The sequence below is a fragment of the Pseudomonas wayambapalatensis genome (assembly GCF_049942315.1).
GTDB lineage: Bacteria > Pseudomonadota > Gammaproteobacteria > Pseudomonadales > Pseudomonadaceae > Aquipseudomonas > Aquipseudomonas wayambapalatensis.
In genome coordinates, this window is record NZ_JBNFMU010000215.1 from 25,006 (window position 1) to 49,513 (window position 24,508).

The window sequence follows — 24,508 nt, forward strand, 5'->3', positions numbered from 1 at the left end:
AATCAGGGCCTGCCTGGCGGCAGGCCACTGCCGGCCCGAACACAAAAAACTGACAGTTCCGGGCAAGTGCGCTCCCACACTTAGTTCACGGGCCTTGGGAATGAAGCCCTACATCAGAAGTTGCCTCTCAGCGTCACTGTGAAGTTGCGCGGCTCACCATAGAAGTTACCCCACGAAACCGCCCCCACACTCTGGTAGTACTTCTTGTCGAACAGGTTGTTGCCATTGAGCGCCAGCGACCAGTTCTCGTCGATCCGATAGCCGATCCGTCCACTCCAGATGCCATACCCCGGCTGGACGGATTTCACCGCCACGGGCCTGATATTGCCATCCCGGAACGCGACATCACTCTGCGCCGTTACCCCTGCACCCACGCTCCAGCGCTCCAGTGCTCCCGCCAGTTGGTAGTCCGCCGAGGCCCGGAACAGATGGCGCGGGAAGTAGGTGGTCGAAAACGCCGGCTCCTGCGGATTGGCACTGGTGCTGTCCAGGTACTTGGTCTGGGTGTAGGTATAGCCCGCCAGCACCTGCAAGCGCTCGATCACCTCGCCACTGATTTCGGCCTCGAAGCCCTGTGCCCGGACCTTGCCCACATCGCTGTAGCAGAAGCCGTCCGAAGACCCTGGGCAGCTGCTGTCGTAGTTGGCCTCCGCGCGATGTTCCTCGATGGTGCGGAACAGGTTGAACGAGGTGTTCACACGCCCATCCAGCAGTTCGCCCTTGATCCCCAGCTCGTAGCTCGCGCCGGTCTTGGGCTGCAAGGGGCTGCCTGCCTGGTCGGTGTAAGTGCTCTGCGGCTGGAAGATCGCGGCATAGCTGGTGTAGACCGACCAGTTGTCGTTCAGGTCGTAGATGAGCGCGCCGAATGGCGTCACTTCACCGTTCTCCTGGCTGCGGTCGTGCTGCCAGTAATCCCATGCCTGGGTGTAGGAGTCACGACTGTTGCGGTACCAACTGACGCGCGAACCCAGCACCAGGGTCAACGGCTCGGCCAGCTTCAGGCGAAGCGTGGCGTAGGTGCCGAATTGCCGGGTGTCGGTCTCGGTCGGGAAGGGGCCGCCACGGTAAGCGTTGGGCGCGTAGAAGCCATCGCTGGGCTCGGGGATGTGCGGGTTGGGATTGAGCGGATCCTGCGATGCGCCGAGTAGGCCGGTCATGTTGATCAGCGCCCAGTGGTCGCGGGTCTGGGCGCGGCTGGCGTTGGCGCCTACCACCAACTCATGCTGCAGGCCGAAGGCATCGAATTTGCCATCCAGGTACGCGTCGAAACCGTAGTCGGTCTGGTCATAGTCGAACAGGCCCGAGTACACCGAGGATGGCGCCGAGGTCGCACCTGCAGGCACCCCGCCAGGGGTCTCGGAAAGGGCGTACTTGATGTCCTGGTCGTTGTGGGTCCAGGCCCCGGCGAACTTGAACGCCCACTCATCGTTCAACTGGTGCTTGAGGTCGGCGAACACCGTGGTGCGCTGGCTGTCCCAGGTGTTCCACGAAGCGCCCAGGCAGGTCGAGCGACTCAGCTTCAGGTCCTTGCCATCGCTCCCCCTTGGCAGGCCGTGCCAGCAGGGCCGGGCGTCGAGCCTCTCGTAGGCGATGCCTAAGCCCAGGGTGGTATCCGGCGTCAGGTCGTAGTCCAGGGCGCCGTAGAGGATCTGGTCCTTGCGTTTACCCAGGTCGTAGAAGTACTGGCGATCCTGCAACGCTACCACCGCCCGGCCACGCAGCGTGCCCGAAGCGTTGAGCGGGCCACCGGTGTCGATCTGGCTGCGGTAGTTGTCCCAGGAGCCCGCCGACAGGCTCAGGCTGGTGGTGGGCGTGCTCTGGCCGCGTTTGCGCACGAAATTGACCCCGCCCGCCGAGCTGCCCGAGCCCTTCATCATGCCCGCCGCGCCCTTGAGCACTTCGACCCGGTCGTAGTAGGCCATGTCGCCCGAGAAGCTGTTGGCCTGTACGTACTCGCCGCCCACATCCAGCGGCACGCCGTCGTACTGGTACTGGCCCTGCATCATGAAACCACGCGAATAGAAGTACTTGCCGCCCATGGGCGATTCGTACACCGCGATACCCGGGGTTTTCTCCATCGCCTGGTCGATGGTGTTGATGTTCTGGTCGTCCATGTACTTGCGGGTCAGCACGGTCACCGCCTGGGGTGTCTCGCGCAGCGTGTGTGTGCCCTTGCCGATGGTCACCGCCCGCGCGGCGTAGGCCCCGGTGCCTTCGGAGGTGGCGTCCAGGCGCTGGCTGGAGATGGTCGTGGCGTCCAGCTCCAGCGAGCCGTCATTGCGCGGCGACGGGCGCAGCACATAACTGCCATTGCTCTGCGCGACCACCTGCAACCCTGTGCCTTGCAGCAGCAGCGCGAAGCCCTGGGCAACGCTGTAGCGGCCTTGCAGCCCCGGCGAGCGATGGCCGTCGGTCAAGGCGGCATCGAAGGAGAAGGCACTGCCCGAGGCCGATGCAAAGGCGCTGAGCGCCTCCGTCAGGCTGCCGGCAGGAATCTGGTACTGGCGCAGCTCACTGACTTCGGCTGCATGGGCGAACGCCGGCAGCGTAGTCAGGACTACGCTGCAAAAGCCCAGGCGAATGGCTGCGGCCACCGGTTTCAGTCGGCGCGCATACGGGTACGTCATGATGGTCCTCCCCCAATTGATCCGCTCAAACGGCAGATGTCTGAGCAATGGCCGAAGGACGTGAGAAAAAAGTGCAACGCAGATGAGGATTTTTTTGCAACGCCTCAACCGACCCGAGGCATGACACTGACCCAGTAATCGGTACGCCGCACGATGCGCAGCTCGAAACCGCTGGCCAATGCGGCGAGGGCGAGGTCGATGTCGTGTAGCGGAAAGGCCCCGGAAATCCGCAGCCCGGCAATCGATGGATCACAGCGCAGCCAGCCACGCCGGTAGCGCGACAGTTCTTCCAGCAAGTCGCCCAGCGGCCGGTTGATTGCTATCAGGCTACCCGTTTGCCACGACGCCACCGAAGCGTCGCTGCGCCACGGCTCGCCAAGCCGAGAGCGATCGAACCGCACCTGCTGACCCGCTTCCAGACGCAGGGTTTGTGCGCTGTTCAGCGGACGCACCTGTACGGCCTTTTCCAGCACCGTCACCTCGCAGAAGCGCTCGTCGGCCTCGACCGTGAAGCGGGTGCCCAACGCCTGCACCTGCCCCTGGGCCACCTCCACCAGAAACGGACGCCCCAGGGCATCGGCGGCCGTTTGCACCAGCACCCGCCCGCTCAGCAGACGCAGTACACGCTGCGCTGCGTCGAAGCGCACATCCAGCGCCGAACGGCTGTCCAGCAGGATCTGGCTGCCATCCTCCAGCACCACCTCACGCTGCTCACCGACCCCGGTGTGCAGGCTGGCCATCAGCGTTGTTCGCAGTTCGCTTCTCCAGCCGCCCACACCCACCACACCGACGCCCGCCAGCACCAGCAACTGACGCAGCACCCGCCTGCGCGACTCCCGCGCCTGACGCAGGGCCGGCGCTGCAATCTGCCGTGGCACCCCCTCGACCATCCGCCGAACTGCCTCAACCTGTTGCCAGGCCTGCTGGTGCAGAGGATCTGCATCGTGCCAGCGCTGCCAGCGCTGCTGCTCGCCCGCATCCTCGAGCCCCGACGACAGCCGCGCATACCACTGCGCCGCACAGCGCAACGCCTCGCGCTGCGCTGTGCTCAACGGTGATGACACGGTGCTCACAGCAGCCCCAGGCGCATCAGGCAGCACTGCTCCATCGCCTTGGCCATGTGGTTGTTCACCGTGCGTACCGAGACGCCCAGGCGCTCGGCGATCTGCGGATACGTCAGCCCCTCGAACTGCGACAGGATGAACGTCTGACGCACCTTGTCGCCCAGGCTGTCTAGCATGCGATCGATTTCCATCAAGGTTTCCAGAACGATCGCCTGGTCTTCCTCGGATGGGTGGTCGCAGGCGGGCAGGGAGGCCAGCGCCTCGAGATAGCTCTGCTCCAGCGCCCGGCGGCGGAACAGGTCGATGACCAGACCTTTGGCGACGGTGCTCAGATATTGGCGCGGCTTGCGGATATCCAGGGCACGACGCGCCTTGATGACCCGCACGAAGGTGTCCTGTACCAGGTCGGCGGCATCGCTGGTGGAGTCCAGACGCTTGCGCAGCCAGCCACGCAGCCAGGCGCTGTGGGTGAGGTAGAGAGCCTCGGTGGCGGAGCGCAGGGCAGAATCGGTGGGGGGCATGGGGGAGGGTAGTTGTTAATGGGAATTAGTGCGATTTGAACTCTTTTGGGCAGGGTTTGGCAATGGGGGGCTTGAGGTGTGCGCTGTGGGCGGGCTGGTGCTAGCGTGGCAACACCACAGTCGCTTTCAGCCCATCGCCATCGCGGTTGGAAAGCCGCAACTCACCGCCATGGCTGGCCGCAATCCGCTGGGCAATGCTCAACCCAAGGCCATACCCACCGGACACCTGGTTGCGCGAACCCTCTCCACGCACGAACGGATCGGTCACGGTGTCCAGCAGGCCCGCGGCAATACCTGGCCCGCGATCTTCGACATGAATCCGCACCTGCGCCGTATCCGCCTCGAGCCGCAGCGAAACCGCCTTGCCATAACGCAGGGCATTGACCAGCAGGTTCTGCAGGCACCGCTGCATCAGCAAGGCATCGACCTTCACCTTGCCCACTTCACCCTGGATCGGCAGCGGCTCTTCGGCGCTGGCCAAGTCGGCGCACAGGCGCGCCACCAGTCGGTCCAGGTCCACCTCCTGCAGGTTCTGCTGCTCGCCGGCCCGCAGGTAGTCCAGTACCTGGCCGATCATGGCATCCATCTGCGCGATGTTCTGGCGCAGACGCTCTTTGTGTTCGCCATCCTCCAACCGCTCCAGGCGCAGGCGCATGCGGGTCAGGGGCGTACGCAGGTCGTGGGAGACGGCGGCGAGAAAGTAGGCCTTGTCGTTGACCATGGCGATCAGCCGCTGCTGCATGGCGTTGAACGCCTGCGCTGCCTGGCGCACTTCCTCAGGGCCTTCCAGGGGCAGGGCCGGCTGCTCCAGGTTGCGCCCCAGGCCACGAGCGGCATCGGCCAGGCGTCGCAGCGGGCGCAGGCACAGGCGCACGGCCACCAGGCACACCAGCAGCACGGCGACGATGCGCAGGGCATAGACGCGCAGCAGATAGTCGCTGATCAGCACCCAGGCCGACTCGCCACTCCAGCCCTGCAGTTCTTCGCCGTCGATCACCAGCCAGTGGCCATCCTCCATCGGCACGGCGAACTGCAGGTGCGCCTGGGCGGTACGCAGGCCGAACAGGCTGCGCCAGACGATCGGCTGACCAAGCTCATCGGTCAATTGCACCTTCAGCAGGCGCGCCGGCTGGTCGTGGCCGAGTTCGTAGGCCAGCGCCTGGTGCAGCAGCAGTTCGATGCGGTGCCGCCCGCGTCGATCATCACGTTGGGCTTCAGGCAGTGATTCGGCGCAGCGCAGGTGATAGTGCGCCGGCACCTGCAACTGCCCGGCATGGCAGTCGGCCTGGGCGATCAGCGGCGCACTGCGCGCAGCGATCAACCGCACCGGGGCCTCGAACACCTGGGCGAAGCGCACGTCGAACCAGATGCTGCTGGACATCAACTGGATCAGCAGGGTGCCGCTGATCATGATCAGCAGCAGTTGGCCGAACAGCGTCCGTGGCCACAGGCGGCGCAGCAGGCGCACTTCAGGCGCCTGGCTCGCAGGCGATGCTGAGCAGGTAGCCTTCGTTGCGAATGGTGAGGATCTGCGCGCTGCCATTGGCGGCGCGGCGCAGGTGCTGGCGCAGGCGGCTGATGCACATGTCCACCGAGCGGTCGTCGGGCAGGTGGTCCCGGCCAAAGGCGCTGCGCGTCAGGTGATCGCGCGATACCACGCGGTTGTTGGCCTCGAGCAGCTCGCGCAGCACGCGGTAATCGGAGCGGGGCAGGGTGAGGGCCTGGCCGTCGGGATGAGTGAGCAGGCGCTTGATATGGTCGAGGCTGAACCCTGCGAACTGCTGCGCCTGGCTGGCGGGCTCTTCGCTCGGGGTGTCGAGGCGCTGCGGGCGGCGCAGGACGGCCTTGATGCGGGCAATGAGTTCACGGGGTTCGAAGGGCTTGGACAGGTAGTCGTCGGCGCCCACTTCCAGGCCGATGATGCGATCCAGCGTGCTGCCCTTGGCCGACAGCATGATCACCGCCAGGCCCGGCTGCGCCTGCAACTGGCGGCACAGGCTCAGGCCATCCTCGCCGGGCAGCATGAGGTCGAGCACCACCAGCTCGACCTTGTGTCGCGCCAGCTGCTGGCGCATCTGCTCGCCATCGGCGGCAGCCAGTACCTGATAGCCGGCATCGGTAAGGTAATCGCAGAGAAGTTCGCGGATCTCGTCGTCATCGTCGACGACCAGCAAGGTCGTGCTCATTGCGGGGGACACCTGTCGGGGGCGCCCATGCAGCGCCCGTTACGTTCCATTACATCCCCGTACAAGCCGGGCATGGAGCCCAGAGGGCACATCCCTAGAATCGTAGCAAAAACCATCTGCGAATACGAAGCCTTCCCAAATGAAACCTCAGAGCATCCCCGGCGCCTGCGCCCGCTTCACCCGCGGCGGCAGCCGCCTCTCACCGCTTGCCTTGTGTATCGCCTTCAGTCTGTCTGCAGGTGCCTTTGCGGCTGATCCCCAGCCCCTGGAGCTGGGCGCCACCAACATCGAAGACAGCGCGCTGCCCAGTGCCGACGCCGCCGGCCAGCTCGGCTATACCGTCGAGAGCACGCGCAGCTCCACCGGCCTGAACCTGACCCCGCGCCAGACCCCGCAGTCGGTGACCAGCATCACCCGCCAGCAGATGGACGACCGCGATGTGCACAGCATCGAGCAGGCGCTCGACACTGCACCGGGGATCAGCATGAGCAAGATGGAAGTCGGCGGGCGTACCGATTTCCGCGCCCGTGGCTATTCGATCAGCAACTGGAAGATCGATGGCCTGCAGTTCCCCGGCGGCTCTGACTTCAGCGGCAGCGGCAACGCGCTGAACCTGGACCTGTACGAGCGCATCGACATCGTGCGTGGCGCCAACGGCCTGCTCGGCGGCACCGGCGACCCGTCGGCAACGGTCAACCTGATCCGCAAGGCACCGACCCGCACCTTCGGCGGCAGCGCATACGCCACCTACGGCAGCTGGGACAAACGCCGCCTGGGCGCCGACCTCAACCTGCCGCTCTCCGAAGACGGCCGCCTGCGCTCGCGCTTCGTAGTCACCCAGCAGGACGCCAACTCGTTCCGTGACAATCAGTCCGAGCGCGCCCGCGCAGCGCTGGCCAACTTCGAGTTCGACCTGGACGACGCCACCACCCTCGGTGCCGGTTACCAGTACGAATACAACAAGGTGGTCGGTGGCGGCTGGGGCGCCAACATCCCGATCTGGTATGGCGACGGCAGCAAGACCGACCTGCCGCGCAGCACCAACGTGGTGCCCAGCTGGAGCTTCGGCGAGTACATCACCCGCACCACCTTCGGCTCGCTGCAGCACCACTTCGACAACGACTGGACCCTGGACCTGAAAGGCTCGCAGAGCACCAGCGATGCCCTCAACCACCGCGGCCTGGCCAAGGTCAACTCGTCCGGGCGCGGTGTCTATGGCGGCTACTGGGATCAGGATGGCAGCGGTGCGGTGCTCAACGGCCTGCACAGCTCCAGCGACACCACCCAGCAATCGGCGCAGATCGACCTGTCTGGCCCGTTCCAGATGTTCGGCCGCACCCACCAGGCGATGGTCGGCTACAACGACAGCCGCACTGTGGCCTGGTCGCCGGAATACACCTGCACCATGGTCAGCGCCAACAGCGTCAGCGCCCCGGCCCTGGGCTGCCAGTTCCGCGCCAACAACGGCCTGCCGCTGAGCAACTGGCTCAATGGCGTGGACAGCGACTACGACATGCTCGCCTCGCGGACTGGCCGTCACAGCAAGACCACCACCCGCCTTCAAGGCATGTACGCGGCCACTCGCCTGAGCATCACCGACCCGCTGTCGGTAATCCTCGGTGTGCGCAGCACCGACTACTCGGCCACCACCCGCAACGTCAGCGGCGTGCGCAGCAACCAGCAGAACAACGGCATCGTCACCCCTTACCTGGGCGCGGTGTATGACCTCAACGACACCTACTCGGTGTACGCCAGCTACACCGACATCTTCAACCCGCAGACTGAAGAGACCGCCAGCGGCACCAAGGTCGAGCCGATCCGCGGCCAGAGCTACGAGACTGGCATCAAGGCCGCCTGGTTCGACGGCCGCCTGAACGCATCCGCCGCGTACTTCCGCACCAAGCAGGAGAACAAGGCAGTCACCGACGGCGACCTGCTGACCCCGACCGGCGCCACCGCCTACAAGGCAGGTTCCGGCCAGGAAACCGACGGTATCGACCTGGAACTCGCAGGCGCCCTGACCGAGAACTGGAACGTCTATGCCGGCTACACCTACCTGCACTTCCGCCGCCTCGACAGCGACGGGCGCAGCGATCCGTCGCACCTGTTCAAGGCCTCGACCACCTACCGGTTGTCCGGCCCGCTCGACCGCCTGACCCTCGGCACCGGCGTCACCGCGCAGACCAACATCCGCGCGCTGTCCACCCCGGCCGGCCAGCCGACCAACGGTGTCAGCCGTAGCTCAAGCGACGTCAACTGGTCGGGATATGCGATCTGGAATGCCATGGCCAAGTACCAGCTGACCGACGACACCAGCGTCAGCCTCAACGCCAACAACCTGTTCGACAAGCACTACTACACCCGCTACGGCTTCTACGCCGGAGCGATCTATGGCGATCCGCGCAACCTGTCGCTGACGGTCAGCACGGCGTTCTGACGAAACACCCGCACCTGTTGCAATATGCATATGGAAATCCATATATTCGGATTTCCATATGTTCAGGTGCCCCCTCATGATCACCCCCACCCAGGTCTTCAAGTCCCTCGCCGACGAGACCCGCGTCCGCGCCACCTTGCTGATCGCCCGTCTTGGCGAACTGTGTGTGTGCGAACTGATGTGCGCCCTCGACGACAGCCAGCCGAAAATCAGCCGCCACCTCGCCCAGTTGCGCAGCGCCGGCCTGTTGCTGGACCGCCGCCAGGGGCAGTGGGTGTACTACCGCCTCAACCCTGAACTGCCCGCCTGGGTCGGCGAGCTGTTGCAGGTCACCGCCCAGGCCAATGGCGCCTGGCTCCAGGACAACATCGCCCGCCTGCAGCACATGGACGATCGCCCCGTCCGTGCCGCTGCCTGCTGCTGAGTGGACGAGGTCCTGCCGATGCTGATCGCCGCCTGCGTCTTCGTCTTCACCCTCATCCTGGTCATCTGGCAGCCCAAGGGGCTCGGTGTCGGCTGGAGCGCCAGTTTCGGCGCGCTGCTGGCGCTGCTGTTCGGCGCGGTGTCGTTGCACGACATTCCCGCCGTCTGGGCGATCATCTGGAATGCCACGGCCACCTTCATCGCCATCATCATCGTCAGCCTGCTGCTCGATGAGGCCGGCTTCTTCGAGTGGTCCGCCCTGCACGTGGCGCGCTGGGCACGCGGCGACGGACGCCGCCTGTTCGCCTTCATCGTGCTGCTCGGCGCGGCGGTGTCGGCACTGTTCGCCAACGACGGCGCCGCGCTGATCCTCACCCCCATCGTCATGTCGATGTTGCTGGCGCTGCGCTTCTCGCCCGGCGCGACCCTGGCCTTCGTCATGGCCGCAGGCTTCATCGCCGATACCGCCAGCCTGCCGCTGGTGGTGTCGAACCTGGTGAACATCGTCTCGGCCGACTACTTCGGGCTGGGCTTCGGCGCCTACGCCTCGGTGATGCTGCCGGTCAACCTGGCGGCGGTGGCCGCCACCCTGCTGGTGCTGTTCCTGTACTTCCGGCGCGACATCCCGGCGCGCTATGCCCTGGATGACCTCAAGGCCCCGGCCCTGGCCATCCGCGACCGCGCGACCTTCCGCGTCGGCTGGGTGGTGCTGCTGGCGCTGCTGGTGGGGCTTTTCGTGCTCGAACCGCTGGGCATCCCGGTCAGCGCCGTGGCCGCCGCCTGCGCCGCCGTGCTGTTCGCCGTTGCCGCCCGCGGCCACGTGATCTCCACCCGCCGCGTGCTGCGCGAAGCGCCCTGGCAGATCGTGGTGTTCTCGCTGGGCATGTACCTGGTGGTGTACGGCCTGCGCAACGCCGGCATGACCGACGCCCTGGCCGGCGTGCTCGACCGCCTCGCAGCCCACGGCCTGTGGGCCGCCACCCTCGGCACCGGCCTGATTGCGGCGTTGCTGTCGTCGGTGATGAACAACATGCCCAGCGTGCTGGTCGGCGCCCTGTCGATCCAGGCCAGCGGCGCCGAAGGCCTGGTGCGCGACGCGATGATCTACGCCAACGTCATCGGCTGCGACCTCGGCCCGAAGATCACCCCCATAGGCAGCCTCGCCACCTTGCTCTGGCTGCACGTGCTGGCCCGCAAAGGCATGCGCATCACCTGGGGGTACTACTTCAAGGTCGGCATCCTGCTGACCCTGCCGGTGCTGCTGATCACCCTTTCCGCCCTGGCACTGCGCCTGGGCCTTTGAAAACCGCCACGCGGCGGGGAGCGAGCGATGCGAATCCTGTTCATGTGCACTGCCAACAGCTGTCGCAGCATTCTGTGCGAAGCCCTGTTCAACCACCTCGCCCCGCAAGGCTACCAAGCCATCAGCGCCGGCAGCTTCCCACGAGGCCAGGTGCTGCCGCGCAGCCTGCAGACCCTGCAGCAAGCCGGCATCGCCATCGACGGCCTGAGCAGCAAGGGCAACGAAGCCTTCGAAGGCAACCCGCCAGACATCGTCATCACCGTCTGCGACAAGGCCGCTGGTGAAGCGTGCCCCGTGTACTTCGGCCCCGCGCTCAAGGCCCACTGGGGGCTGGAAGACCCTTCCGACGTGGTGGGCGACGAAGCCGCGGTCGACGGCGCGTTCCGGGCAACCCTCGCGCTTATTCAACGGCGTTTCGAGGCGTTCTTCGCGCTGCATCCGGATACCCTCGACCGCGACCAGCTCAAGCGCGAGCTGGACCGCATCGGCACGCTCTGAGGAGGCCCCATGTCAAACACCCTGGCCAACCTCGACCCCTCGCTGTTCGACGACCTGCGCGGACAGCCACCGGATGCGCCCAGGTAGACAACGCAAACATGGCTTTGTGATACCAGATTCTCCCGATATTATTGCCGCTCTATTCAGCACCACCATATGACAGGCATTAGTTAAAGGGATTGATTGGTGGGCAGGATTCATTTCGATGTTGACGCCGTCTATTGCATCTCGCTCGATGCACGGAGTGACAGGCGTGAGTTGTTCAGGAAGAGCATTGGCAAGGTGCTCGACAACCAAGTGATATTTCATGTCGTGCAGAAGCACGGCGACCCCAAGCGCGGCTGCTACGAGTCTCACCAGCAACTCGCCCAGCGCGCGCTCGAGGAGGGCCTGGAGCGGATTCTGATTTTTGAAGATGACGTGATGCCCTACGAGCTGAAAGCCTCGCGGATCGCCTGGGTAAACCGCTTCATGCGTCGCCATCGATTCGAGGCCTTGCACCTCGGCTACAGCATGGGCCGAACCTGGTTGACCTGGTTCCCGTTCATTGCCCGGGGCCGCGTGGTGGCCCTTCATGCATACGTGCTTTCACGCAAAGGCTGCGCCATCCTGGCGCAGACGCCGTACGACGGCACGCCCGTGGACGTGATGTTCAAGCGACGGATCCGGCAACATTGTGTGTTCCCGATGATGTTCCGCCAGCATGCTGCTGCTGTCACGGGTAGCGACCTTGAGGACGTGGTGAAGAACGAAGACGACTGGTGGGAGCGTAACTGGCGCAAGCACTGGCGTTCTCCGCTGAAGAACTTCTGGCGCACTGTGTTGCGTTTGGATTTCTGACTAGAGGGGGATGGGATCCATGCCGTCCCCATCCCGACCACCGGATAGCTGCCAAGGGCGGCCAGGCCTTCGCTGCCGAAGAGCTTGTACTCGCGCTCTCTGGGCTTTGTCCTTCGTCGGCTTGTGCTCTAAGCCACTTGTCTGGTGCCCGGAATTACGTCACTGTAAAGACCATTGTCATTACAGTGAGCAAGCGACCATGGCCTCCATCAATGTTCGTATCGACGACGATCTCAAAATCCGAGCCTATCGTGAGCTTGAGCGGTTGGGTGTTACGCCCTCCGAGCTTATGCGCCAAGCATTGCAGTACGTCGCCGAGCGCGGGCAGCTGCCTTTTAAACCTGTCCTCATGACCGATGAGGATGAGGCGCTGCTAGCGACCGTTCGCGAGCGCCTTGCCGACCCTCAGCGAGTGAAGGTTTCTCTGGATGACCTATAGCCTTGAGTTCGATGCGCGAGCGCTAAAGGAATGGCAGAAGCTGGGGGATACGGTCCGGCAGCAACTCAAGAAAAAACTCATCTCGGTTTTACTGAATCCGAGGATCGAAGCGAACCGGCTGCATAGCTTGCCGGACTGCTACAAGGTCAAGCTGCGCAGCAGCGGCTACCGATTGGTCTACGAGGTGATCGATCAGGAGGTTGTTGTTTTTGTGGTAGCTGTGGATAAGCGCGAGCGAGAACAGGCTTATCGCAAGGCGGCAGAGCGAGTGGTAGGTAAAACGTCATAACGAAGAAATTGCCAAAGGGCGGGTTGTGGTGGCCTTGGAGGTATTCGTTGGTATGCAGGTGATTTAGATGCGGCACCAGGAGTCGAATCAATATACAACTCATTGAAAGTACAGCCTTTTTCTGAACTATATTCTTGCGGTACCTCTAAAACTATCCCGTCAAAAACTTGCATATCGACTGGATGCTCTCTGGGTGCTAGAGGCGAATGAGCTGTTGTATGAAAAAAGAGTATTCAAATATATACACAAGTTCATAGGTTTCTTCATTATAGGCTTGAACTGTGCTTGTCATAGATTGTTGTAGTGCTATTAGGGCGTAAGGTGCTATTACGTAAGACGCTACTGTTATCAAAAGCCCGTCCTTGGGCGTTGGCGTGATAGCAGTATTTCTATTCAGTCATCTTCTCGAAAACCGGTTCTAGCGTGTCGATTGCGAATTTGTATAAGAACCTTGCGCTTATATAGGCAGCATACTCGTGGTAATTGTCATCTTTGTGGTCATCACCAAAGTCGCAGACCGACTTAACTGAGAAGCATGTTGGCTTTGGATCTGATGCATACGCTGCAGCTGTGAAAACTGAGTAAGTTTCCATTTCAATCCCGATCAGATTTTTATGCTGCTTTCGAATCATATCCATATGGTCTTGTGACTGAAGCACAGCTGCACCACTTGCCATAGCCTCGATATGCACTTTCGGTAATTGAGTTGGCTTTTTTCCATCAAAATTTCTGTGGCTTTCTCGCAAAATATCTGGATCGCTTGAGAACTGCTTAAGGCTTGCACTAAGATTTGGGTCAAGTCGCCATTGGTATGTGGCCGGCTTGAACTCAACTGTGTCGCCAGATTTTTCCCATTTTCCGCTTCCCCAATCAAATGAAGGGTCAGCGATTAGTAGGTCTCCCATCGCTACCTTACTTCTAATTCCTGCACAAATCCCTGTGATTGCGAGATACTTAGGCCTAAATGTAGAAATTAGTTTTGTTGTAACTACGGCCGCTGCAGGCATACCCATTTTTGGAGCTGCAGCTACCACCACGCTCAGCTCTTTATCTTCACTTTTGAATATTCCAGTGTAGTAAGTCAATGAGTCGTGTGCGACTGTGATTTTTTCCCATGGTATTTCAATGTCTAAGATGCTTTTTAGTTCTTCGCTATCTAGCGCGACAAATATTCCAAGATCAGTGTGGAACGAGGAGCCATCACATATATATGGTGGCGCATGAGAGCTAACTATGTACTGTACCGCTGCTGTTAGTGATGTTGCCCACGTCATATCTCTAAATGAGAATCTAACAAGCTTCCAAAGTGGTGAACTGAACTCATCTTCGGCCTCCGCAGCAGCTTCCTCATATGCCGTCATGCCAACTATATAAGTTGGCTTTATTGCTGACTTATTAATTTTTATGAAATCTAAAATAGCAAGCCCAGAATTCTTCTCTGCTATTTCTCCTGCGCGCGAAGGAAGGTTGAGGTCCAAGATTAGCAGGTCGTACTTTCTTTTTTTTAGTAATTTCTTAGCTTCCATCACATCTACAGCAACGTCAATTTGGTCAATAGTGACGCCTGGTGTGCTTATTAGCTCCTTGGTAATTAATCTTCGTTTTTCTTGCTCATCTTCAGTTAGCAGAATTCGAATCATATCTCATCCCTTGAGTTTAATGAATTGATTGCGCTTATTAATTCGCGCTGCCATGAAATATCACTTTGGTCAAAGTAGATGCCTGTGACGAATGTATCGGGGAACTCATGTCTACACCGCTCCGCCACTTCTTCAAATGAAAGTTTCTTTTTGTCTTCATCAAAAGAAGGTAGCTGTGTAACGATGATTACTTTCGTAGAATATGATTTACGCTTTAATTTCCTCATTAGGTCGTACCCGCCCAAAGGGCGCATTCGTCTATCCCTTTGATCAGGGGCGTAGTCGAAATTAGGTAGCGTCATGTCGAGTATAACAAAGTCGGGGGTTTCCTCCTCCATGGATTTCAATCCGCTCTGGTAGCTTCCACTTACTTTGAAAGTGTAATCGGGATGCTGAGATTTTAAAAAATCTAAAATACGGCTTGCTTTTAATTCGTCATCCTCAATGATATGAACTAACATAGTAGGTCCTCAACGTTAAGGATAGTGAGCGTAGTAGTGAACTGGCCGTTATCGCTAACTTCTAGTGAGATATTACTTGTTTTTTTGAGGTAATAGTTCATAATTCGCCATATTTTTGATAGGCCAGAGCCACCCTCTTTGCGTGCCATCGGTAGCAGTTTGTCGTTGTACTTAGCCACAGCGCACGCAGCCATTTTACTCAACTCAGCTAAATCTGTTTCAGTCGATACATTGCTTGTTACGGAAATGGTTAAATCCCCACCATTTTTATTTGTTGTAAAGATTATATGATAATCCCCCTCTCCGTGCCCGCTGTGTAGAAGAACATTTTGAAAGAGTATGAAAATAACCTCAACAACGCCGCCAATATACTTGCCTTGAAATTTTACTGAGGTGTTTATTTCTCTGGTTACGTATGCTTTATGCTTGGCGTAACAGTTTTCTATCTGTTTTGATCCAACGTCTAGTGCTAAGTCCAAATCGAATGGGTCGTGACGAGCTTTGATCGGCTTTTTGAACCAGGCTTTAACTTCACTTATTACTTTGTCAGCCTCAATTCTTGAGTTGATTATTGATTTAATTACTGGTGTGTATATTTCATTGTTGGATATTGTGTTGAGCAATAAATCAAAGGCGTTAATTACGCTTTTTCTGAGTGATACATCAATCTCTGTCTGAATTTTCGATAGTGATCTAGTGGTTAATTCCCAGCTAAATTCGAGAAGTACTTCGATAAACTCTTTGTGGTCGGAGCATATTGAGATTTTCTCTCTAATTTCGGAGCGCTCGTCTTCAGATGCAAACATATTGAACATGCCAACTGGTTGAGTCTCAGTTCTAATATGTAGTAGGTGCAGTAAAAAATTGTCTATTAATGATTCAATCTTTACTGTGAATCGCTCAAGAGCTTTAAACAAGAATAATCTTTCTTGAGGTGACATGTCTGGGATTTTCTCGTCCCAGCCAACTGGAAATATTATGCGTCCTTTATCTCTACTACAAAGGAGATCATGAGTTGCCAAGGGGTTACGGAGATGTCCTTCAAATTTCCCGTGGCGAATACCTGAGCTCAGGTGTGTATCCAAACCGTAGGCCGGATGTAGAGCAAAATTTTGGACAAAATGGTGGATCATATTGCTCAGTATTCCCTTTCGATCTACCGCAGGGAACTCCATATTCTTAACATCAATTTTGTCGCCAATTATCTTTTCTATGTTTTTGGCGAGTTCCTGTGTTTTTGCATCCTTTTCAGGGGAGGACATCAACTCCATGTACTTTATATATCGCTCTTTAATGTTATTATCGGTGGCGACTTTTACTCCTTCTTCATCTACATAGATATTGCTTGCTTCAATTTGCTTTATTGCTGCGGAGACCTTGCTGTCTCTTGTTATGCTACGTATTTCTGCTGAGTATGCGCTTGCGTTGGGTGGGTCCAGTTCGATTAGTTTTTGACATATTGATATCCTCTCTTGATCTATGTCCTCTGGAGATGTAAAAGCTGTAGTATCACCAAGAATTCGCGTAACACATATGTGTCTATAGAAAAACACTAATTCGTTTGGGCTTCCTGGGAAGACTACTGTCGAAATGCTGGATGGTTTATCTACATCCATGGAGTCCATTATGTTTTCATAGATGTCGGATAGCGGCTTTTCCCAGTCTTGATCTAAAAGCGAGGCAAGTTTTAATACAATTGCCGTAGTGACATCGCTTGTTAATTTATAGTCTTCTAAAAGTTTCTCGGCTAACTGAGCTACCGGATAAGTTGAAAGCACGTCAATGCCACTCAAGTGGATTTCCACTAGTAGCTTTGCACAGTCCGAAAAATTCGAGTTATCAAAAAGTGACTTAAACAGGTATTTGTATCCTCGATTTTTCACATAGTCATTGCCATGGTTAATCGAGTTTTTATAATGGTCGGCCGCAATGGAGAGTTTTCTATCGTTTGATGCTAAGTGTCCTTTATAGGCTTCTTCTCGATACTTGGGTAGTCCAAGGGAGCTTAAGGCTGCGACGCCGTGCTCATAATCAAGGGATAAAGACTTGTACAATTTTGACGTTAAGTCATTAGTATCAATGGGCAAAGCGAAATTTCGGTTTAGTTTTTGATAGATCTTCCAGTTTTTTGGATTATCTGTTCGGCCGGAAATGGCAGCCAAGTTAGACTGTATATCTAGTTCGTCGTCAAAAATATAGTCCTGCTTACATTGCAGGAAGGCGGTGATACGGGCAGGTAACGATATGCCAGTGAAAAATATTGACACTTTTTTAAGGTTTGCGAAACTTTCACCTGAGTCGTTGGGGTGCCTCAGTATTTCATACATCCAGAATATTATTTTCTGGTAAAGGTTTTTGGGGGTTCCATCATATGGTGGCTCATTTAGATGGGCATGGCTTGTGGCAATAAGCTCAATTAGATCAGTGGACTCGCCTCTGACTAGGTTGTAATCACCTTTCGTATAGTTCGCTAAACCTTCAGTATAATCATAGTCAATGACTTCTTTGGGTTTTTCTACTAGCGCGATGATTTTTTGAATTCTTGGATCTGGCAATGGCTCAAGTATTTTGGCCGCAGTGTATATGTAACTATCAGCGGAGATTCCATTTCTAGCGGTCCCGACCTGAGCCACTGCAATAAAACTTTGAAGTCGGTCAATTAATGGTTGATGCTCCATCAAGGAAAGCAAGCTACCTAGCGCATCTATTTCATGTAGTTTATATGGGAGGATGCAAGATTTCGCAAACTCTTTCATTAAGTCCATAGTTAGGAATGAACTCATTTCCTCCTCAAGTTGAGACAGTGATTGTCCTTCTTCCGATGCCATGCTTATGAAATAGGTTGCCAGGGCTGCTAGAATACTGAAACCTGGACTTTCTATTACTTGTTGCACGTATGTCTTCTGAGCGCTATCGCCATCCATTAGCTGAATTAAGTATAGGCGTTTTGTTATAAGCCACATTGACACCCCGTATAGAGATTCGATGGTGTCTAATTTCTCTTTAGCTTCGCTCAGAAAGCCTTGGAGTAACAATTCCTCCAGCTCTATTTGTAAGCTCGGAAAGCTAATTAGTTGATCAATATATTTACCCAAGACCGAAGCGTGCCAGATGAAGGCTTGGTCTTCAGTGAGATTCTCAACCTTGGTTTTGATTCTTATGAATTCACTATACGTTTTGGGAAATTCTAGTTGAGCAATAAGATGTTTGTGCGCGGGTGAGCGAAATAACTCGTCAACAATTGCTGGGTATAATGAGCTAGGGGTTAGTTTTCTAGCTAGTGCTAATCCTTCTCTATAATTTACCTGGCTTCTGGAGCTGGCTTTAGAATGTGTTTGCAGTGTTCGAATAAAGCTACTTCTACTTTTGTTTTTATTCTTTGATGAGGATTTTGCCTTGCCCTTTGCCATATAGTCTACCCGCCAGCAATTGTTCGTTCGCGCTTCCCTGCCTAGTGCATGGCAAAGGTTTGCAGTTGGAGTTAATGTTTCATATGAAAGTTAGAAAGTTGAGATCTTGATTGTTATGGCTCGGTTAATTTCTGAGTTAATGAGTCCGGTTATGGCAGGTTCATATATCTGATCATGGCAAAATAATGCCACAGAGAGAAACGGAAATGTACCCTCGATCAGTTGAAAATGGGAAGTAAAATGCGGAAACAACCTAGAAAGCCGGCCTAGCACCATCGACTTCGCTCACGCGAATTCCGCTAGCTCTTGTCAGGTCAGAGCCGCTGAAGCATGCGGACTTTAGTTACCGGATCCGATTGATAATTTCTATTGCATGCTCAAATATTGATTTATGGGTCTATGATAGCGGATCCAATGCGAAGCGGGCTGAAGCCTTGCTCTGACTTGGGGCTGATAGCTATAGACATGAATCTCCCGTGATCCCCACCGTCATATTGATTGGTGGGCTTCAGTCGAGGCTTCGTCCCTTATTCCGGCCTTCGCCACTTTTCGTCAATCGTTATTACCTACGATTGCCATGATCGAACTGTTCTTGAGGTCTCGACCTTAAGAGCCTTACCCCACGTCATCCCGCCAAGAATGCTGAGTGTTATCAGGGATCAAGGCCCCTGCGACCTGTGGGGATGTCCTCTACGCGGGACTGGCGGCTCTTTACGTCCAAGAGCAAGGGCATCTCATGATCTGGCCTCCTGAGCACCGTTACCGGTGGGCGGGTGGAGGCTGCATTGGCTGACGAGACCAGTGCCGCGAGATCCTGAGCCGGGTGAACACAGCAATGCGATGACCGGGGCATGCCTGACTGTCAGTCAGATGCAGGCCATTCCTTGGTCTGCGGCACCATCATCTGCATGGCTGTTGCTGGTGACATCGGCGTTTGTCACGCCAATTGTCACGAGGGGAATTGCCGCTGAGCCGTGTGCGATCAGGGCTGCAGCAGTGTCAGGAGCGCCCGTCTCTTTCCGGTGAAAGAGACGGGCGCAGGTTGGCGCACGCGAAATGGCCAAGCGGATAGGTTGCCGCTGAGCAGATGGGTAGGGTGGTTGCCGCAGGGGCAACGATATTGAGTTGGCATCCTTCACATGGGTAGTGACCGTACGAGCTACCGGACGCGAATCGTACTTGCGGGTGAACTACCGCGGGAGCGGCGTGACCTTAAAGGTTCGGGTCACCAGGGGTGCTGTCATCGACAGCTCTTGCGACTCCCGGTCTACGCTTGTGGACAATATTCGTCAAGCAGCGCGATATCAGGGATTTAGCGCCTGTGGATAAAGCTATCTCCCGGTGGACACCAGTGGTTTTCCACAGACGTAAACTGTGCCAGCAGTTTTTTCTTAGATATGGTCCTTTCAAACGGTGCGGCTTTGCAGCCCCGTTTGAAAGGACCCGCGCGGAAGAGCTTCATGCGGTGCTGTGGGTAACTTCACAGCGAGTTGAGGTGGTGGTGCGGCGGGTTACTCGGTCCTCTTGGCACTGCGAAGCCGCGTGACGTTCTCGCCCGTCTGATTGGCAAACTCATGTGGCGTCACATGGTCCTCGCGGTTCGCCTCCAGAAACCTACTCCATCAGGTCATGATCATCCGGCGCTCTTCGAGGAACTCGGCCTTGTGGGTATAAGCGGCCCGCACGTTGTTGCGTTCCTTGTGGCTCATCTGGCGCTCGATCGCTATCTCTGACCACAGCCCGGACTCGACCAGCGCACTGCACGCCATAGCCCGGAACCCATGACCGCAGATATCCACCTTGGTGTCGTAGCCCATCTTCCTGAGCGCGGCATTCACCGTGTTCTCGGACATCGGCTTCCACGGTTTGGCATCCCCCGCGAACACCAGCTCGAACTTGCCGGTGATCGCGTGGATCTGCTCAAGCAAGGCCACTGCCTGCGGCGATAAGGGTACAACGTGGATGTCCCCGGCCATTTTTGTACCCCTTGTGGAAAAGGGCACACCATCCAGCGCCGGGCGGGTATCGGGGATTTCCCAGATGCCGCGCTTGAGGTCGAACTCGTTCCAGCGGGCGAAGCGCAGTTCACTGGAGCGCACGAACACGTGCAGCGATAGCATCACTGTGAGGCGCGTGAGCGGACGACCTTTGTAGCCGTCGATACGCGCCTGTAGCTCAGGCAACCGCGATAAGGGTAGTGCGGGTCGATGTGTAACCCGTGGCGTTTTGATCGAGCCATCGAGATCGTGAGCCGGGTTCGTCGTGATCAGCCGCAGCCGTTTGGCTTCGCGCATGATGCTTTGCAGGTAGTTCTTGATCCTGAGCGCCACGTCGATGGTGCCGCGCTTCGTCACAGCCTCCAGTGGCTGCATGAGGTCGTGGGTGTCCAACTCAACGATTGCCCTGGCACCTAACAAAGGGAATACGTGAGTCTTCAACCGGCTGAGCACAGTCTTGGCGTGGCCCGGCGCCCACTTCGGCACCATCCCGGCATACCAATCGAGCGCAACGCTTTCGAAGGTTCGGCCATTGATCACGGCTTGCACCTTGGCCTGCTGCTTGGACTGGATAGGGTCAATGCCGTTGGCGAGCTGCTGTTTGAGCTCGAAGCGCTTGTGGCGAGCGTCAGCCAGCCCGACCACCGGGTAATTGCCGAGTGAGGTCAGGCCCTCGCGACCATCGGGCTTCACGTACCTGAGCCGCCAGCCTTTGCGACCGTTGGGCTTCACGAGCAGGTAAAGGCCATCGCCGTCAAAAAGCTTGTACTCACGTTCGCGAGCCTTTGCAGTGCGGCAGGCGTTGTCGGTAAGGGGTGCCGTTGTGCGAGCCATAAGGGTACTTTCCAATGTCGAATTGGTAGGTATCCTTAAAAGTACCCTTATTAGCGCTGGCTACCCTCGGAATCCGACGGAACGCCAAAACGAAAAAACCCGCCAGAAGGCGGGTTTTTCGGGGGTTCCAGAGATTTTGAAAGCTCTCTATGGAACCTTGAATGGTGCCGGCACCAGGAATCGAACCCGGGACCTACTGATTACAAGTCAGTTGCTCTACCATCTGAGCTATACCGGCACAGGGGCGTCATTATAGCGATCGGTTGGCTGCTGTAAACCACTTCCTTGCATTCAACGCGAAATCGCCTAAGTCACCGCCCCAAAAGGAGAAAATCCTACCAGCCGCGGTGGATGGTGTTGACGCTCGGTTCAGGCTCTGCGGGGTTGAAAAACAGCTTGTGGTTGTCGCAACCGCGCTTGCGGCAGCGGTCGTCCACTCGCAGGGGCAGGCCGCGGTCGCCGCCGAGCTGCATGCCGGGGGTTTCCCAGTCCAGGTTCGAGGTCCTTGGGGTGTAGCTGCTGCTACTGCTGGAGCAGCCGCTCAGGGCCAGGCCAAGGGCCAGAAGGGTGAAAGGCGTGGTGTATTTCACGTGTCGAAATCCGTTCATCTATCAATCTGGGTTGCGAATGCGCTGGATGGTGCCACCGCAGGCCATGTAGCAGCTGTCGTATTCGCGGCCGCAACTGTAGCTGGATGAGCTGCCGAATGGGTAGCTCGGCTGGTAGCAGTTGTGACGCGCTTCCTTCTTGCTCTTGCCGGTCTTGCAGTACTGGTAGGCACGCATTTCGGCCTGGTACAGGGCGCGCTGGCTGTTTTGTTCCAGACGCTCCAGTTGCTGGCAATGCCTGCGCTCGCTCGAGCAGCTGTTGATGCAGTTCATGCCATGCGCGCTGGGCGGTGGCGAATACCTATACGTGTAACTCGGGCCGCAGCCGCTGATCAGCCAGGTGGCCAGCAGTACGGCGAGTAAACCTTTGTGGGGCAAATACATGGGTGTTGCAGTCCTTGATCATTCCTCGCTGAACTCCAGCAGGTCGCCGGGTTGGCAGTTCAGCGCGCGACACAGCTTCTCGAGGGTTTCGATCTTGAAACCCTTGATCTTGCCGTTCTTCAGCAGCGACAGGTTCGCTTCCGTTATGCCGATGATTTCCGCCAGGTCTTTGGAACGGATCTTGTTCCGGGCCATGACGACGTCGAGGCGGATGATTATCGGCATAAGGGCTGGCTAGACATAACAGTTGTGTTCATCGCTGATGGTCTTGGCGTCACGCATGAGTAGCGAGAAGGCGCAGAGCAGAATGCCTTTCATGATCTCGTAGACAGCCTCGGATGATACACCGATCGACACGCTGAAGCTTCTTTCCCCGGCAGGCAGGTCGATGGCCAGGGCCAGGCCTTCGAAGGTGCCGATCAGCGACCAGAGCAGCGGCGAGCCGATGCACAGCAGGCCGACCCACCAGAGCAGGCGGATGTTGGGCAGGGTCCAAGTCTGGCCCTTGGACAGGCGCATGAAGAAGATGCCGGTCAGTAGCAGGGCGAATGCCGAAATGGCGGTGGGAATCAGGTCGAGGAAGAACACCAGGCCGATCGCCAGGTGAGACGGTTGGTAGCCTTCGGCGAGGAGCAGCGGCATCTGGTCGCCGTAGGCCTGCAGGTAGGCGGAAACCATGGTGGGGTAGTCGAGCAGCCAGAGCATCGGCGTGCCGCCGAACTCGACGGCAGCGGTGGTCCAGGCCAGAAGGGCGGCCAGGGCGCCGATGGTGCGCAATCGGGAGCGCGCATAGGCGACGGATCTACTGTTCATGGGGTGCCTCCGTACAGTGATGAACGGGGTGGATTATTCTTGATAAATTATCGTAATACAATAATTTATTTTGCTGTAATAGCTTTTGCGACGCTTTGCCGCAGTGGGAACTTGAACCAGGTGTGGGAGCGGGTTTACCCGCGAAGAAGACACCGCGCTGCCTGGCACGGGCTACGCCCGTGTTCGCGGGACAAGCCCGCTCCCACAGGGGATTGGGCAGGCCTTTAGATTCTGAACAAAAGGAGTTGCTACCAGGGGCTTGCGTCGGATCTGGGATTTGGCTTATGCACAAGCGGCATGCAGGTGCTGTGCGAGAGGCATGCCGAAGCGCTGCGCCGTTGGTCTTTGCGCAAAGGCCTGTTTTTGTTGGCGTTCGCTTACTGAAGGGAATAAGTGAAGCGGGTGAAATAGCCAGTGGATCCAATAAGCCGTGAATTTCATCACAAGCTTGTTCACAGAGTTATCCACAGGTTTTCCGGCTATTCCCGCTCCCCCAGCAGCAGTAGGTTGCGCGGAGTCAGTGGATAGCTGCAGAACTCGCCCAGGCGCACGTTGTAACCCTGTTCCTGCAGGAACAGCGCACGATCGAGCACCAGCCACAACTCCAGCGGTCGACGGAACAGGTTGCGCAGCAGTTCGAGGTTGCGCACTTCGGCCAGGCGTTGCCAGCCGGCGGCTTCCAGCGCCGGCCAGTTGGGGTGGCCGATCAGCGGCACCTGGCGCAGGGCTGCGAGGTCGCGGCAGTAGTCTTCGAAGGATTTGTCCAGCCAGGCGGTTGGCAGCGATGGGGTCGGCAAGTAGTCGTCGCAGTGGCGCTGCTGGCGCTGCAGCAGGTCGAAGCCCAGGCGACGGGCCATCGAGGTGTCGCGCAGGCGGCGCGCGCGGGCGCCGGAGGTGACGGTTTCGCTCAGTGGCAGGCCGAGGTCGGTGATGCTCAGTTGCAATGTCGAGGCCTGCGCGGTACTCGACAGTGCCTGGTAATGCTCGCGCTGGGTGCGGTTGTAGCAGCAGGGTGCGATGGCGATCTGTCGGCAGCCTTGCGCGCTGGCCAGTTGCAGCAGGCGCACGTGCAGGTCGCCGCAGGCGTGCAGGGCGACCACGCTGTGATCGCGGGTCAGGTGGCGAACGCTGTCAGCGGCCATCACGTCCTGGTGCAGGTGGTGCGCGGGCAGGTGGTGGTGGTCACTCAGTGCCTGGCCGGCTGCGACCAGCTCGGCGTCGTATTCGAGGCAGGTCAATTGCTGGCCGGGTTGCAGCAGCCGACGGCCCAGGTGCCCTTTGCCCGAACACCAGTCCAGCCAGTGGGTCGCGGGCTGCTTGAAGCTCAGGCGGCTGCCGAAGGCTTCGATCTGCTGCCACTTGCGGCCGGGCACGTTGACCGCCAGGCGATGACCCGCTGTGTGCAGGTCGGCCAGGGGCAGTTCGTCGACGCGGGACAACTCCCGGGCCTGGTCCGCGAGTTGCGGGAAGGGCGCGGGGGCGGGCAGTCGTTCAGGGTGCTGTGCGGCGGCTTCGGCTTGCTCCAGGGGGCGCGTGCGCAGCCATTGGGCGAGCTCGGGATGGCGGGATTCCCATTCCAGGTGCAGGGCGGTGAAGGGGCGGGGTTTCCAGAGGGGTTCGTGCTGGCGCAGGAATTGGTCCAGGGCCTGGAAGCGCTCGTTCAGTTGGTCGGGGGGGAGGAATGGGGTCGAGGGCATGGCGGGTGGTCGGTGGGGCGGCCTTCGCGGGCAAGCC

General features: G+C 58.0%; 20 protein-coding genes, 1 tRNA gene and 1 pseudogene. 7 read left to right on the plus strand and 15 right to left on the minus strand.

The genetic code is table 11. The features are described from left to right. Positions 1 to 113 precede the first annotated feature (113 nt). The 5 genes from ACPZMI_RS19400 to ACPZMI_RS19420 all read right to left on the minus strand — a co-directional run bounded on the left by ACPZMI_RS19400 (position 114) and on the right by ACPZMI_RS19420 (position 6,398). Positions 114 to 2,627, minus strand: coding sequence for a TonB-dependent siderophore receptor (locus ACPZMI_RS19400; RefSeq protein ID WP_426352857.1), 2,514 nt, complete (start codon positions 2,625 to 2,627; stop codon positions 114 to 116). A gap of 104 nt (positions 2,628 to 2,731) precedes the next feature. Then, positions 2,732 to 3,700: a FecR domain-containing protein gene (locus tag ACPZMI_RS19405; protein ID WP_426352858.1), complete on the minus strand. Its 969-nt coding sequence runs from the start codon at positions 3,698 to 3,700 to the stop codon at positions 2,732 to 2,734. Further along, positions 3,697 to 4,212, minus strand: coding sequence for a sigma-70 family RNA polymerase sigma factor (locus ACPZMI_RS19410; RefSeq protein WP_426352859.1), 516 nt, complete (start codon positions 4,210 to 4,212; stop codon positions 3,697 to 3,699). Before ACPZMI_RS19410 ends, ACPZMI_RS19405 begins: the two co-directional genes overlap by 4 nt. 100 nt (positions 4,213 to 4,312) lie before the next feature. Next, positions 4,313 to 5,680 carry an ATP-binding protein gene (locus tag ACPZMI_RS19415; protein ID WP_426352860.1) on the minus strand — a complete coding sequence of 456 codons (1,368 nt, stop codon included), beginning with the start codon at positions 5,678 to 5,680 and terminating at the stop codon, positions 4,313 to 4,315. 1 nt (position 5,681) lies between these two features. Beyond that, positions 5,682 to 6,398: a response regulator gene (locus tag ACPZMI_RS19420; protein ID WP_186711458.1), complete on the minus strand. Its 717-nt coding sequence runs from the start codon at positions 6,396 to 6,398 to the stop codon at positions 5,682 to 5,684. 139 nt (positions 6,399 to 6,537) lie between these two features. Between ACPZMI_RS19420 and ACPZMI_RS19425 the strand changes: the two genes are divergently transcribed. The 7 genes from ACPZMI_RS19425 (at position 6,538) to ACPZMI_RS19455 (ending at position 12,627) form a co-directional block, all read left to right on the plus strand. Beyond that, a complete protein-coding gene (locus ACPZMI_RS19425; RefSeq protein ID WP_426352861.1) occupies positions 6,538 to 8,835 on the plus strand; it encodes a TonB-dependent siderophore receptor in 2,298 nt (765 codons plus the stop codon). Positions 8,836 to 8,911: 76 nt separating this feature from the next. Continuing rightward, on the plus strand, positions 8,912 to 9,259 hold the full coding sequence (locus ACPZMI_RS19430; RefSeq protein WP_186665710.1) for a metalloregulator ArsR/SmtB family transcription factor: 348 nt from the start codon (positions 8,912 to 8,914) through the stop codon (positions 9,257 to 9,259). Between the two features lie 18 nt (positions 9,260 to 9,277). Beyond that, a complete protein-coding gene (locus tag ACPZMI_RS19435; protein ID WP_186665712.1) occupies positions 9,278 to 10,561 on the plus strand; it encodes an arsenic transporter in 1,284 nt (427 codons plus the stop codon). A gap of 27 nt (positions 10,562 to 10,588) precedes the next feature. After that, a complete protein-coding gene (locus ACPZMI_RS19440) occupies positions 10,589 to 11,059 on the plus strand; it encodes an arsenate reductase ArsC (RefSeq protein WP_288376533.1) in 471 nt (156 codons plus the stop codon). Positions 11,060 to 11,245: 186 nt separating this feature from the next. After that, positions 11,246 to 11,899, plus strand: a complete 654-nt coding sequence (locus ACPZMI_RS19445) for a glycosyltransferase family 25 protein (RefSeq protein ID WP_186665716.1) — start codon at positions 11,246 to 11,248, stop codon at positions 11,897 to 11,899. Positions 11,900 to 12,098: 199 nt separating this feature from the next. Then, a complete protein-coding gene (locus tag ACPZMI_RS19450) occupies positions 12,099 to 12,338 on the plus strand; it encodes a type II toxin-antitoxin system RelB/DinJ family antitoxin (RefSeq protein ID WP_060478286.1) in 240 nt (79 codons plus the stop codon). Beyond that, on the plus strand, positions 12,328 to 12,627 hold the full coding sequence (locus tag ACPZMI_RS19455; RefSeq protein WP_426352862.1) for a type II toxin-antitoxin system RelE family toxin: 300 nt from the start codon (positions 12,328 to 12,330) through the stop codon (positions 12,625 to 12,627). Before ACPZMI_RS19450 ends, ACPZMI_RS19455 begins: the two co-directional genes overlap by 11 nt. Before the next feature lie 389 nt (positions 12,628 to 13,016). Here ACPZMI_RS19455 and ACPZMI_RS19460 read toward each other — a convergent pair whose 3' ends face one another. The 10 genes and pseudogenes from ACPZMI_RS19460 to ACPZMI_RS19505 all read right to left on the minus strand — a co-directional run bounded on the left by ACPZMI_RS19460 (position 13,017) and on the right by ACPZMI_RS19505 (position 24,471). Beyond that, positions 13,017 to 14,267, minus strand: coding sequence for a phosphorylase family protein (locus tag ACPZMI_RS19460; RefSeq protein ID WP_426352863.1), 1,251 nt, complete (start codon positions 14,265 to 14,267; stop codon positions 13,017 to 13,019). Then, positions 14,264 to 14,728, minus strand: coding sequence for a response regulator transcription factor (locus ACPZMI_RS19465; protein WP_426352864.1), 465 nt, complete (start codon positions 14,726 to 14,728; stop codon positions 14,264 to 14,266). Before ACPZMI_RS19465 ends, ACPZMI_RS19460 begins: the two co-directional genes overlap by 4 nt. Next, the gene (locus ACPZMI_RS19470; protein WP_426352865.1) at positions 14,722 to 18,138 is read right to left on the minus strand and encodes a hypothetical protein; all 3,417 of its coding nucleotides are present in this window, start codon (positions 18,136 to 18,138) and stop codon (positions 14,722 to 14,724) included. The genes ACPZMI_RS19465 and ACPZMI_RS19470 overlap by 7 nt, the downstream gene beginning before the upstream one ends. A gap of 1,511 nt (positions 18,139 to 19,649) precedes the next feature. Next, positions 19,650 to 20,969 (minus strand): annotated as a pseudogene (locus ACPZMI_RS19475) (tyrosine-type recombinase/integrase). Between the two features lie 162 nt (positions 20,970 to 21,131). Beyond that, positions 21,132 to 21,207 (minus strand) — tRNA-Thr (locus ACPZMI_RS19480). A gap of 97 nt (positions 21,208 to 21,304) precedes the next feature. Then, a complete protein-coding gene (locus tag ACPZMI_RS19485; RefSeq protein WP_226938352.1) occupies positions 21,305 to 21,559 on the minus strand; it encodes a hypothetical protein in 255 nt (84 codons plus the stop codon). A 21-nt stretch (positions 21,560 to 21,580) separates the two neighbouring features. After that, positions 21,581 to 21,961 (minus strand): hypothetical protein, encoded by a 381-nt coding sequence (locus tag ACPZMI_RS19490; RefSeq protein ID WP_186711746.1) that lies wholly within the window; start codon positions 21,959 to 21,961, stop codon positions 21,581 to 21,583. A gap of 18 nt (positions 21,962 to 21,979) precedes the next feature. Beyond that, positions 21,980 to 22,186: a helix-turn-helix domain-containing protein gene (locus tag ACPZMI_RS19495; protein ID WP_043211003.1), complete on the minus strand. Its 207-nt coding sequence runs from the start codon at positions 22,184 to 22,186 to the stop codon at positions 21,980 to 21,982. A gap of 9 nt (positions 22,187 to 22,195) precedes the next feature. Further along, positions 22,196 to 22,774, minus strand: a complete 579-nt coding sequence (locus ACPZMI_RS19500; protein ID WP_186721381.1) for a hypothetical protein — start codon at positions 22,772 to 22,774, stop codon at positions 22,196 to 22,198. 479 nt (positions 22,775 to 23,253) lie between these two features. Continuing rightward, positions 23,254 to 24,471 (minus strand): methyltransferase, encoded by a 1,218-nt coding sequence (locus ACPZMI_RS19505; RefSeq protein ID WP_426352866.1) that lies wholly within the window; start codon positions 24,469 to 24,471, stop codon positions 23,254 to 23,256. Between the last annotated feature and the right edge of the window lie 37 nt (positions 24,472 to 24,508).